This window comes from Kibdelosporangium banguiense (genome assembly GCF_017876405.1).
GTDB classification, from domain to species: domain Bacteria; phylum Actinomycetota; class Actinomycetes; order Mycobacteriales; family Pseudonocardiaceae; genus Kibdelosporangium; species Kibdelosporangium banguiense.
The window spans coordinates 7117263-7129046 of record NZ_JAGINW010000001.1 but is presented as its reverse complement, the minus strand read 5'-3'; the positions used below and the strand labels follow the sequence as shown (position 1 = coordinate 7129046).

Below are 11784 nucleotides of genomic sequence, written 5' to 3'. Positions count from 1 at the left end.
ATGGATCGTTCCGGACCAACCTGGCGGAAGAGCAGCTACAGCTCAGGCGGCGGCGGTGGCGCATGTGTTGAGCTGGCTTCCGCACCCCTCTCCACCGCTGTTCGGGACTCCAAGAGTCCTTCTTCCGGCGTCCTTACCTTCCCGGCCGCTCCCTGGGCCACCTTCCTCACGGCCTTACGGGCAGAGTGAGCCAACCCTGGCTCGCTCTGCCCGCACGATTTCTACCTGGCGCCCAGCACGTGCTCGACCGCGAGCTGGGACAGCCGGGCGAAGCCGTAACCGCGTTCCGCGGCCTTGTCCGGGTCGAAGTCCTCGAAGGCTGAGCGGTCCGCGCGCAGGTCCGCCACCGATTCGCCCGGCGACAAGGTCGGGACCGCCAGCTCCGGTACCCGAGACTGCACCAGCGCCTCCTGCACCTCTGGGTCTGCCCGGTAGGCACGTACGCGGTCGCGGAGCAGCAGGTATGTGCTCATGTTCGCGGCCGCGCTGGCCCAGACGCCTTCGCTGTCTTCGGTTCGCAACGGCTTGTAGTCGAAGTGCCTGGGGCCTTCGTAGCCGCCGTTCTCCAGCAGGTCCACCAGGAAGAATGCCGAGATCAGGTCTCCGTGACCGAAGATCAGGTCCTGGTCGTAGCGGGGGCCGTGCTGACCGTTGAGATCTATGTGGAACAGCTTGCCCTGCCAGAGGGCCTGGCCGATTCCGTGCACGAAGTTCAGGCCGGCCATCTGCTCGTGCCCGACTTCCGGGTTAAGGCCGACCATCTCGTGGTGCTCAAGCGTCGAGATGAAGGCGATCGCGTGCCCGATCGTGGGCAGGAAGATGTCTCCGCGGGGCTCGTTCGGCTTCGGCTCCAACGCCAGACGAAGGCCGTAGCCCTGGTCGATCACGTACTGCGCGAGTGTGTCGATGCCTTCGCGGTAGCGGTCGAGCGCGGCTGCGACGTCCTTCGCGGCGTCGGTCTCCGAGCCTTCGCGACCTCCCCACAACACATATGTCTGCGCGCCGAGTTCCGCGGCCAGGTCCATGTTGCGCATGACCTTGCGGATTGCGTAGCGACGGACCGCGCGGTCGTTGCTTGTCAGACCGCCGTCACGGAACACCGGGTGGGTGAACAGGTTCGTGGTCGCCATCGGGACCACGAGGCCGGTGTCGGCCAGCGCCTGCTTGAAACGACTGATCTGCCGGTCCCGCGCGGTGTCGTCGGAGCCGAACGGAACCAAATCGTCGTCATGGAAGGTGATCCCGTAGGCGCCCAGCTCGGCCAGCTTGGTCACCGCTTCGACCGGGTCCAGCGGGGCGCGGGTGGCTGTGCCGAACGGGTCGACCGCCTGCCAGCCGACGGTCCAGAGACCGAAACTGAACTTGTCCTCACGTGTAGGCAGATCCGCCACGGTGACTCCTGATATCGACAGTAAATAGTTCGATGCCTAAACTTATCCGCGACGCGCTGGCGAGGCAACCGTTCGTTCAGGCGCCGCACGAATTAGCATGACGCTGTGACGCAGCCACGGCCAGCCGGTCAGCACACGGTCCGCCGGCACAACTCCGCCCTCGTGCTGGCCGCGATCGCGGATTCACCTGGGATTTCCCGCGCCGGCGTGGCCGCCCGCACCGGGCTGACCAAGGCGACCGTGTCCAGTCTTGTCGACCGGGCCATCGCCGCCGAGCTCGTTGTGGACGGCGAACCCGCGCGCCGAGACGGCCCCGGCCGCCGCGGAACCGCACTGTCGCTCTCCCCCGCCGGTCCGCATGGGCTCGGCGTCGAGATCGGCGTCGACTACATCGCGACCTGCCTGGTCGACTTGACCGGCTCGGTCAGCCGCCAGCGAATCCGCCCGGTCGACAACCGCTCCCAGCCGCCGAACCGAGTCTTGGTGAAGGTCGCCCGCGCGATCCGTACGGCCGTGGCCGAACTGCCGGTGCGCGTGGGCGGCGTCGGAGTCGCTGTCCCTGGCCTGGTCGAGTCGTCCACCGGATTCCTGCGGACCGCGCCGAACCTCGGCTGGCGCAACGTGGACATCCAGGCCGAGTTGCGGGAGCGGACCGATCTCGCCGACATGCCGATCCTGGTCGGCAACGAGGCCAACTTCGCCGCACTGAGCGAGATGTGGAGCGGCGGCCACGAGGAACTACGCGACTTCGTCCACGTGTCCGGCGAAATCGGCATCGGCGCCGGGATCGTCATGAACGGCGCGCTGTTCGAGGGAGTCCGCGGTTTCGGCGGGGAGATCGGGCACCTGCCCGTCGATTCCAAGGGACCACAGTGCTCCTGCGGTGCCCGCGGCTGCCTGGAGACCATGGCCGGCCAGGACACGATCCTGCGCCAGGCCGACGCACCGGACATCGACACACTGACAGAACGCTTGCAGGCCAACGATCGCAAGGCGTTGACCGCTGTGCGGTCGGTCGCCCGCTGGCTGGGCACCGCTCTGTCCAATGTGGTCAACCTGCTGGACCTGCCGACGATCGTGCTCGGCGGCACCTACGCCCGGATCGAGCCGTGGCTGCACGACCTGCTTCAGGAGGAACTGGAGTTGCGTGTGGTCAGTGCCGCGTGGTCGCAGATGCGGATCCTGCCGTCCACTCTGGGCACCGAGGCCGCCGTTCGCGGGGCGGCCTCCTCAGCGGTCCGGGCCATTGTGGCCGACCCGGACCCGTTCATCACCGCCACGGTTCCGGGTTAGTTCATCACCCGGCGGATCACCGTGATCGGGCCGATGGCGTCGATCTGGGCGATCTTGACGTTCTGGCCCGCGCTGGGGGCGTGCACGGCCCGGTTCGAGTCGATCGCCATGGCGACGTGGTGGACCGGGCTGTAGTAGAAGATCATGTCGCCGGCGCGGATGTCGGCGCGGGCGATCGACTGGCCGACGGTCGCCTGCTGGATCGAGACGCGCGGCAGGTTGTAACCGACGGTCTTGTATGCGGTCTGCATGAGGCCGGAGCAGTCGAACGAAATCGGTCCGATCGCGCCCCACACGTACGGGCGGCCGATCTGAGCAAGGGCGTACCGCAGCACCGCGCCCACGTCACCATCGGGGATCTTCACGCCGACCGCGCTGCCGCCGTTGTCCTGCAGCAACGCCTTCTGCTGCGGGGTGAGACGCTCGAGCGCGCCCTGGACGAGGGCGATCTGCTTTGCCAGCTCGTCGCGTCGGCGCTGCACCTGAGCGGCTGCGAGTTCGATGGCAGCCTCGGTCTTGCGGGCCTCGGTCTGGGCCGCGGCGGCGTCCTTCACGGCCCGCTCGGCTTCCACGATGGCGATCCGGCCCTGCTGGGCGGCGGTTCCGCTCAGCTGCGAGGCCATGCTCGCGGCCTGCATCCTCGTGACGATGTCGGCTTGGCTGTTGCTGGTGAGGAACGCGTTGAGGGCGTTGAGGTCGCCGCCGCTGGACATCAGCGCGTCGACCCTCGACTTGTCCTGCTGGGCCTGCGTGACCCGGCTGCGGGAGTCGTCGGCCTGTTTGCGTGCCGCTCCGGCGCGCTCCACAGCCTGCTTCGACTCGTTGCGCTTGACCTCGAGCTCCTCCTGGATGCGCAGCAGGTCCTCGTTGACGCGCTCGGCCTGGTTGCTCAGGTCCTTGTAACGGCCCATCAAGCCCGCGACCGTGGTCGGCTGGTCGGTCTGACCCGGCTGGCCTTCCTCGGCGGCCGTGGGACCAGCACTGAGCAGGCCGGCGATCAACGCACCCAAAGCCGCAAAGACCATCTTGCGCATCAGGGCACCACGCCAGCCACCCGAACGCACCAGCACACCCACGCCAATCCCCCTTGCCTCAGCCTGCCGCCGACATTGTTACCGATCTTGCCGCCCGCGCGCACCCGTCTAACGATCCAAGAGCCTGTCAGATGCGGGCTCAGTGCGGTGTGAAGTCGACGGGTGTTCCACCCATGCGAACCTCTAGTTCACCAGGTATTACGCCATCCGGAGCAACCCCACGGATGCTGGCATGCGAATGCGTGCATGACTGAACGCACGGAATTGCCGCGCCCCGAAATGATCAACTCCGGGATTCGGGCGGAACTCATCGGGGTACCCCCGACGTTGACAAGGCAGGAATCCGCTCGCGAAAGGCTTGTCATGGCACGACTGTTCCGCAAGCTCGCAGTGCTGGCCGGTGCGACCGAGGCCGCCCGCAGGTATGCCCGCAAAAACCCGGAGAAGGTAGCCCGGCTGGCCGAGAACGCCGGCCGATTCGTCGACAAGAAGACGCACGGCAAGTACCACTCCAAGATTGAAGGCGCCGTCCGCAAGGTCCGCGGCAACCCGGGTCAGCGACCGGTCTGACAGTGAGCGCAGACCCACTCACCGGCCGGGGTGCAGATCCAGCCGGATGAGGTCAGCCCGATTCGGACCAAGGCATATGCCCCGGCCGGTTGAGTGGGTGACTTCAGTACGACAAGCGGCCCGTCACCGCAATGTACGCAGTCGATAGAGGCGAAGACGGTTTTGGGAGCGCACTGATAGCAGTAACGCGCCCGGCGAATGCGGCCGTGTGCGATTATCCACCACACAACCGTGAGGTCGGCCTGCATGTCCTCGTGCTCGTACGGGTCGTCCGGGCGGTATCGGCACACCGGGCACCGGCGGACCGAATGGGGGCGCCGGAAACCCTTGGCAGCGTCCACGTTGATCATGATGCAGCCGGGTGCGTGAATTGGCAAGACAATTCACTGAACGGATCACCGGCGTTGGCTTCTCATCCGCGGATTATGCATGAGATGGAAACGTTCAATTGCAGAGCCGGCCGGACGACAGCCATTCGGGGGCCGGTTTCTGCTCGGCCTCACACCACTCCAGCAACCCTATCGTCCACAGCAGGGAGTGCACGACCACATCCAGGGTCGTCGGCACGTTTTGCTCCCGCAAGGCCAGATCGAGCTGGAAATCCGCCTCGTCGGGCAGGCCGTTCAACTCGGCCAGCAATGCGCGGACCGTGGCGCGCAGCGGCGGTTCCAGTTCGTCGATAGGGACGTTGAATTGCTCGTCGTCGCGCAGATCCACCGCATAGGTCACCTCATCGGGTGCCGTGCCGACCCGCTGCAGCATCATCTCGGCGGACGCGGAGACCAGTTGCCCGACAATCAGCCGGGTGTCCGAACCGACAATTCCCTGACGTTCGGTGAGCCGGCGCAGAGCCTGGAACACGCCGTCGGTGTCACCGTCCCTGGCCACGTGCACCAGTTCCCGCGCACCAGCCCTGGCGCGGTCGAGTAACTCCCTGTCATCCTCCATCGGATCCGGGTACCCCGCCCGCCCGGGCCGCAATCACCAGGTGCGACCAGGGGCCTCGCCCGGCTACCGTAGAGGGATGGGACAGTTCGGTGAACTCTTCGGCCCCGGCAAACTCCGCAAGGAGTCCGCGGAGGACGAAGGCACCGGTGAGCGGTTCGAGCACGGACCGCTCGACCTCGAATCCGGCGTGATCGCGGTGCGCCCGCGCGAGCGGGACAAACCAGCCGAGGATCCGGCCGAGTGACGTGGCCGTGGCGCGAGCTGGAAGGCCTGCTCGCCGCCGGGAAGGCACTGTTGCCCGCGGCGATGTCGGGCAGCCCGGCCGCCGTCCTGGAGGCCGCGGTGCGGGCGGCCGGCGACCGGGTGATGGGCCGTCAGCTGACAATGCGGGCCGGTGACGAGGACGTCACCCTGACGCCGGTCGAACTGGACACCAAGCTGGACACCGTCGGGCTCGCATTGGGTCAGGTGCCCAGAATCCACGTCGCCGCCGAGGATGTCGCCTGGCCGGGCACGCCGGTCCGCCGGCTGGCGGTGACCTGCAGCCAGGTGCAGTTCCAGTCGTTACCGACGCCCAGCGCCGTCGCCGGTTCGGTCGAGGTGGAGATCACCGTGGCCGCCGAGGTCGTGCGCGCCAAAGTCCTGGAGCTGCAACCGAATCTGATCGTCGACATCGGTGACGACGCCGTGATGCGGGTCCGGTGGGCGACTCGGCGCAACTGGGGTCATCTCGAGGTCGAGCCGATCGTCGTGGCCGACGGCGTCCTGCTGGCGCCCCGGGTGCTGCAGGTCGCCGGGACGCGGTGGAAGGCCGTGGAACGGTTCAAGCCGACCCTGGTCGAGATCCCGGATCTGCCGCGTGGCCTGCGGCTGACCGAGGTCGAACTGCGCGAAGGCGAACTCGTGCTGCGCGGCGAGGCCGAACGGTGGCACGAGAAGATCCCGCTCACCGACCTGCTGGGCTGGCTGGCCACCGCGGCGACCACATTGACCCTCCCCCGATTCCCTGGACGGGATAACGTCGGCGAATGACAACGCCGTCGATCGGGATCGTCGGAACGGGGTTCGCCGGGCTGGGTATCGCCATCGAACTCAAACGCGCCGGTCTGCGCGACATCACCCTGTTGGACAAGGCGGATGAACTCGGTGGGGTGTGGCGGGAGAACACGTATCCGGGCGCCGGGTGCGACATCCCCTCGCCGCTCTACAGCTTCTCCTATGAACCGCACACCACCTGGCCCAAACGGTTCTCGCTGCGGTCGGACATCCACGACTATATGAAGAACACGGCCAGAAAGTACGGCATCGACGCCCATATCCGGTTCGGCACCGAGGTGACCGCCGCCGAATTCGACGCGGCGGCCAACCGGTGGCGCGTCTCGACCGCCGCTGGTAAGACGCTGGAGTTCGACGTGCTGGTCTCGGCCGTGGGCCAGCTGTCCCGGCCGTCGATGCCGGACATTCCTGGCATGGCGGACTTCCGCGGCCGCAGTTTCCATTCGGCCCACTGGGATCAGGACCACGACCTGACCGGCGAACGAGTCGCGGTCATCGGCACGGGTGCCAGCGCCATTCAGTTCGTGCCGCAGATCCAGCCCGTTGTGGGCCGTCTGACGATCTTTCAGCGCACCGCGCCCTATCTCCTGCCGAAACCCGACCGGCAGTACAGCCGCTGGCACCACAAACTGTTCCGGCGGTTTCCGCTGACCCAGTCGGCCGGGCGGGTCTCGGTCTGGGCGCTGTGCGAGACGATCACCAAAGGCCTGATCGGCAATCACTCGATCGCGCATCTCGTCCAATGGATATCACTGGGCTTTCTGCGTCTGCAGGTCCGCGACCGCGAGCTGCGCAAGACCCTCACGCCGGACTATCCGGCCGGGTGCAAACGGATCCTGTTCGCCAACGACTACTACCCGGCGCTGGCTCAGCCGAACGTGCGCGTCGAGACGGCCGAGATCACCGGGATCACGCCCGACGGCGTGCGGACGGCCGACGGCGTCGAGCACAAGGTCGACACGATCATCTACGGAACCGGCTTCGCGACTGCGGACTTCCTCGCTCCCATGACTGTGCGTGGCCTGGACGGCAAGGATCTGCACACCGACGCGTGGGCCGGCGGGGCGCGGGCGTACCTCGGGATGGCCGTTCCCGGCTTCCCGAACCTGTTCCTGATGTACGGGCCGAACACGAACCTCGGCGCCGGTTCGATCATCTACATGCTCGAGCGTCAGGCCCGGTACATCACGAAGCTCGTCCGCCAACTGCGGAGCGGCACCGCGTTGAATGTGCGGACCGAAGTCGCTGACCGTTTTGACGCCGAAATGCAGCGCCGGCTTGCCGGAACGGTGTGGGCCACCTGCGCAAGCTGGTATCGCACGGAGTCCGGCCGGGTCGTGACGAACTGGCCGGGGCTGGTGTCCGAGTACGACCGGCGCACAAGGACTGCGGACCTGGCCGCCTATGACATCGTGGACGCGTGCAGACGCTTGAAACCTTGATCGAAGGCAAAACCTGGTCAGCGGGTTCCGACTACAAGTCCCTCAACCCGGCGAATCTCGACGACGTCGTGGCGACCGTCCGGCTGGCCGGCCCGGACGCGATGAAGGCCGCCGCCGAATCCGGCCGGCGTGCCCAGCGTGAGTGGGCCGCCGTCCCGGCGCCCGTGCGTGGCCAGTTCGTGGCCGCGCTCGGCCGGTTGGTCGCGGCCAACGCCGAAACCCTGGCCCAGCTGGTCACGCGCGAGATCGGCAAGCCGATCGCGGAGGCCCGCGGCGAGGTGCAGGAGATCGTCGACACGTGCGACTTCTTCCTCGGCGAAGGCCGGCGGCTCTACGGCCAGACCGTGCCGTCCGAGATGCCTGACAAGCAGCTGTTCACCTTCCGCGTGCCGGTCGGCGTGGCCACCATCATCACTGCGGGTAACTTCCCGGTCGCCGTGCCGTCCTGGTACCTCGTCCCAGCGTTGCTCTGCGGAAACGCCGTGGTCTGGAAACCGGCCGAGTACGCCGCCGCCAGTGCCAGGGCGTTCGCCGAGCTGATCTGGCGCGCCGGGTTGCCCGAAGGCGTGCTCAACCTGGTCTTCGCCGACGGTCAGGCGACTTTCGACGGGCTGTCGCAGTCGCTGGAGGCAGGGCTGGTCGACAAGGTCGGGTTCACCGGATCCAGCGCGGTCGGCGCCAAGATCGGCGAGCTGTGCGGGCGGCACCTGCAGTCGCCGTGCCTGGAGCTCGGCGGCAAGAACCCCATGGTCGTGACGGCGGACGCCGAGCTGGACCTGGCTGTGGAAGGCGCCCTGTTCTCCGGGTTCGGCACGGCCGGGCAGCGCTGCACCTCGCTGGGCACGGTCATCGTGCACGAGGACGTCCACGACGAGTTCGTCTCCCGGTTCGACGCGGCTGTCCAGGCGGCGCGCGTGGGCACGCCGGACCAGGACGATGTCCTTTTCGGACCGTTGCTGGACGCGAAGTTCGCCGAGTCCTACGAGTCTTTCCTCGGTTGGATCGGCTCGCACCACAGGGTGCTCGGCTCGACCGGGACCGGCCGGATCACCGCGGGCAACCCGCGTTCCGGCTTCGCCGGTGACCCCGCGTCCGGGCTGTTCTACCATCCGGTGATCTTGGACGGGGTACGTCCGGATGACCGGGTCTTCCTGGAGGAGACGTTCGGCCCGCTGGTCGGCGTCACCACGTATCGCACGCTCGACGAGGCTATTTCTCTGGCCAACAAGCCCGGGTACGGACTGTCCTCTTCGGTCTACACGACCGACCCGGCGACTGCTTTCCGCTTTCGGCAGGGCATCGGCGCGGGCATGGTCAGCGTGAACAACTCCACCTCCGGGGCCGAGGCGCACCTGCCGTTCGGCGGAAACGGCAAGTCCGGCAACGGAAGCCGTCAGTCCGGCATCTGGGTGCTCGACCAGTTCACCCGCTGGCAGTCGATGAACTGGGACTTCTCCGGCAAGCTGCAGAAGGCCCAGATGGACGTCGCGACCGTGAGCCCCGACCTCGAGTTCCGCCTGTGACCGACGTCGTCGTCATCGGCGGCGGCGTGATGGGCGTGAGCACCGCGTTCCATCTCGCCGAGGCCGGCGTCGGCGTGGTGCTGCTGGAGCGGGACACCCTCGCGTCCGGCAGCACCAGCCGGGCGGCCGGCGGCGTGCGGGCACAGTTTTCCGATCCGGTGAACATCTCGCTGGGGCTGCGCAGCCTGGAGGCGTTCGAACGGTTCGGCACGCGGCCGGGCGCGGAGATCGACCTGCGCCAGCACGGCTATCTGTTCCTTTTGGACAATCCCGCGGACGTCGAGGCTTTCACGCGGAGTGTGTCCCTGCAGAACTCGATGGGCGTGCCGAGCCGGATGATCTCAGTCTCGGAGGCGTGCGCGCTTTCTCCTCTGGTGTCCGGCGAAGGTTTGATCGCCGCTGCCTATTCACCACGTGATGGACATTGCACGCCTGAGGCCGTGGTCCAGGGATATGCAGCCGCTGCAAGACGGCTGGGTGCGACGATCCGCCAGCACTGTGCCGTCACGGGAATCACAGTCACCGATGGCCGGATCGTTGGTATTTCTACCGAACAGGACTTCATTCCGGCCTCCGTCGTGGTGTGCACCGCCGGGGCGTGGTCGGCGTCGGTGGGCGAAATGGCCGGGGTTTCGTTGCCAGTGAAGCCGTTGCGCAGGCAGATCCGCGTGACGGAGCCGTTCGGCGTGCCGCCCGGGTTGCCGATGACCATCGACTTCGGCAGTACTTTCTACTTCCACCCGGAAGGTGCCGGGCTGCTGATCGGAATGTCCGATCCGGACCAGGAGTACGGTTTCGACCTTCGGGTGTCCGACGAATGGCTGGAACGACTGGGGATCGCGGTGGCCCGCCGGGCGCCCGCACTCGGTGATGTCGGACTCGCGCACGGCTGGGCGGGTTTGTACGAAATCTCCCCGGACCACAACGCGATCGTCGGCGAATCCCCTCACGTCAGCCGGTTTCTGTACGCGGGCGGGTTCTCCGGCCACGGATTCCTGCAGGGACCGGCGATCGGCGAAGTGCTGCGGGACCTCGTACTCGGGCACACACCGGTGGTCGATGTGTCCGCACTGGACGTACGCCGGTTCGCTGGCACTGTCCGGCCGGAACACAACATCGTCTGACCTGCACCGGAACACGGTTTCACGACAAATCGGGCATCGTGTTGAACCGCCCGGCGGCCACGTCCGTATCTCGGGGTGGAGGAAATGGAGACGAGATGCGCACACGTTTGATGGCTGTGGTGACACTCATCGCACTGGCACTGACCGGATGTTCGTCCGGCAACGCGGCGGCCCCCGCCGCACAGAAGGGCGTGGATCACAACGACGCCGACGTCAAGTTCTCGCTGGAGATGATCCCGCACCACCAGCAGACGATCATGATCGTGGACATGGCCACCAACAAGGGTGGCACCGATCAGGTCCGGGAGACCGCGGCCTCGCTGCTGGCCGGGGAGGACAGGGACATCAAGCAGATGCGCGCCTGGCTGACCGCGTGGAACAGCCCGCAGCCGATGGACGCCTCGATGGGCGGTCACGACATGCCCGGCATGGTCAACCAGGCCGACATCAAGGCGCTGGACTCCGCCACCGGCGCGGACTTCGACACGAAGTGGCTCGCCCTGATCGTCAAGCACCTGGAGAACGGTGTGACGATGTCCCAGGACGTGATAAAGAACGGCATGCACGCCGACACCAAGGCGCTGGCCGGCAAGATCATCAAGAACCAGGAAAAGCAGATCGCCGAGGTGAAGAAGTCCAAGCCGTAACTACCGGGGCATCCTGCGCCAGACAGCTCGCGGCAACACCCGCATGACCGCGAACACCGGCCGCAGCACACCCGGCACCCAGACCACAGATCGCCGATGCCGCAACCCCTTGACCGTGGCATCGGCGACCTGGTTCGGAGTACTGGAAAAAGGCGCGGGCGACATGCCTGCGGTCATCCGCCCGATCACAAACCCAGGCCGCACAAGCAAAAGATGCACGCCACTGCCGTGCAAGGCATCCGCCAGCCCACTGGCGAACCCATCCAGCCCAGCCTTGGCGGACCCATAAACATAATTGGCGCGCCGCACCCGGAAGCCCGCGACGGACGAGAACACCACAACCGATCCGCTCCCCTGCCTCCGCAACAGATTCGCCACATGCGTCAAAACACTCACATGCGCGACATAATCGGTGTGGACAATCTCAACCGCGTGCGCGGCATCCCGCTCGGCCCGCCCCTGATCCCCCAGAATCCCAAACGCCGTGACAACGGTGTCAACAGGCCCGAACCTGGCGAACACATCCTCGAGAACCTTCTGGTGACTGCCGATGTCGTCAGCGTCGAACTCGACCCGCTCGACCTTCTGGGCGCCCGCGTCCAGCAGCGTCTTGGCTTCATCGTCCAATGTCGACGAACGCCTTGCCGCCAGCACAACCGTACCTTGGGCCAGCCGCGTCCCCACAGCCAGGCCGATCTCACTACGCCCACCCAGAATCAGAACCGTCACGCCGGAAGTCTAGGGTCGCCCCACCGT

13 protein-coding genes are annotated in these 11784 nt (G+C 66.8%); 9 read left to right on the top strand and 4 right to left on the bottom strand.

The genetic code is table 11. From position 1 onward, the window contains the following. Nucleotides 1-189 (top strand): DUF397 domain-containing protein, encoded by a 189-nt coding sequence (locus JOF56_RS33020; protein WP_209643358.1) that lies wholly within the window; start codon nt 1-3, stop codon nt 187-189. Between the two features lie 32 nt (nt 190-221). On the opposite strand, the gene xylA is transcribed toward JOF56_RS33020, so the two are convergent. Continuing rightward, entirely contained in the window at nt 222-1391 is a 1170-nt protein-coding gene (gene xylA, locus JOF56_RS33015) for a xylose isomerase (protein WP_209643357.1), read from the bottom strand. Nucleotides 1392-1496: 105 nt separating this feature from the next. Between xylA and JOF56_RS33010 the strand changes: the two genes are divergently transcribed. After that, complete coding sequence (locus tag JOF56_RS33010) at nt 1497-2684, top strand: ROK family transcriptional regulator (protein ID WP_209643356.1); 1188 nt, start codon at nt 1497-1499, stop codon at nt 2682-2684. On the opposite strand, the gene JOF56_RS33005 is transcribed toward JOF56_RS33010, so the two are convergent. Further along, the gene (locus JOF56_RS33005; RefSeq protein ID WP_209643355.1) at nt 2681-3760 is read right to left on the bottom strand and encodes a C40 family peptidase; all 1080 of its coding nucleotides are present in this window, start codon (nt 3758-3760) and stop codon (nt 2681-2683) included. The two genes, JOF56_RS33010 and JOF56_RS33005, sit on opposite strands and share 4 nt — an antisense overlap. 204 nt (nt 3761-3964) lie before the next feature. Here JOF56_RS33005 and JOF56_RS60270 point away from each other — a divergent pair, with 204 nt between their 5' ends. Next, complete coding sequence (locus JOF56_RS60270; RefSeq protein WP_307855366.1) at nt 3965-4288, top strand: antitoxin; 324 nt, start codon at nt 3965-3967, stop codon at nt 4286-4288. Nucleotides 4289-4732: 444 nt separating this feature from the next. On the opposite strand, the gene JOF56_RS32995 is transcribed toward JOF56_RS60270, so the two are convergent. After that, nucleotides 4733-5236 carry a hypothetical protein gene (locus JOF56_RS32995; protein ID WP_209643354.1) on the bottom strand — a complete coding sequence of 168 codons (504 nt, stop codon included), beginning with the start codon at nt 5234-5236 and terminating at the stop codon, nt 4733-4735. A 76-nt stretch (nt 5237-5312) separates the two neighbouring features. Here JOF56_RS32995 and JOF56_RS32990 point away from each other — a divergent pair, with 76 nt between their 5' ends. From JOF56_RS32990 to JOF56_RS32965, 6 genes are all read left to right on the top strand, one after another. Then, on the top strand, nt 5313-5480 hold the full coding sequence (locus JOF56_RS32990; protein ID WP_209643353.1) for a hypothetical protein: 168 nt from the start codon (nt 5313-5315) through the stop codon (nt 5478-5480). Beyond that, nucleotides 5477-6268: an LmeA family phospholipid-binding protein gene (locus tag JOF56_RS32985; RefSeq protein WP_209643352.1), complete on the top strand. Its 792-nt coding sequence runs from the start codon at nt 5477-5479 to the stop codon at nt 6266-6268. Before JOF56_RS32990 ends, JOF56_RS32985 begins: the two co-directional genes overlap by 4 nt. Further along, the gene (locus JOF56_RS32980; protein ID WP_209643351.1) at nt 6265-7734 is read left to right on the top strand and encodes a flavin-containing monooxygenase; all 1470 of its coding nucleotides are present in this window, start codon (nt 6265-6267) and stop codon (nt 7732-7734) included. The genes JOF56_RS32985 and JOF56_RS32980 overlap by 4 nt, the downstream gene beginning before the upstream one ends. Beyond that, nucleotides 7713-9257 (top strand): aldehyde dehydrogenase family protein, encoded by a 1545-nt coding sequence (locus JOF56_RS32975; protein WP_307855365.1) that lies wholly within the window; start codon nt 7713-7715, stop codon nt 9255-9257. The genes JOF56_RS32980 and JOF56_RS32975 overlap by 22 nt, the downstream gene beginning before the upstream one ends. Nucleotides 9258-9286: 29 nt before the next feature. Further along, entirely contained in the window at nt 9287-10381 is a 1095-nt protein-coding gene (locus tag JOF56_RS32970; protein ID WP_209648629.1) for an NAD(P)/FAD-dependent oxidoreductase, read from the top strand. A 95-nt stretch (nt 10382-10476) separates the two neighbouring features. Continuing rightward, nucleotides 10477-11028, top strand: a complete 552-nt coding sequence (locus tag JOF56_RS32965; RefSeq protein ID WP_209643350.1) for a DUF305 domain-containing protein — start codon at nt 10477-10479, stop codon at nt 11026-11028. Here JOF56_RS32965 and dprE2 read toward each other — a convergent pair whose 3' ends face one another. Further along, on the bottom strand, nt 11029-11757 hold the full coding sequence (dprE2, locus tag JOF56_RS32960; RefSeq protein WP_307855363.1) for a decaprenylphospho-beta-D-erythro-pentofuranosid-2-ulose 2-reductase: 729 nt from the start codon (nt 11755-11757) through the stop codon (nt 11029-11031). Nucleotides 11758-11784: the final 27 nt, after the last annotated feature.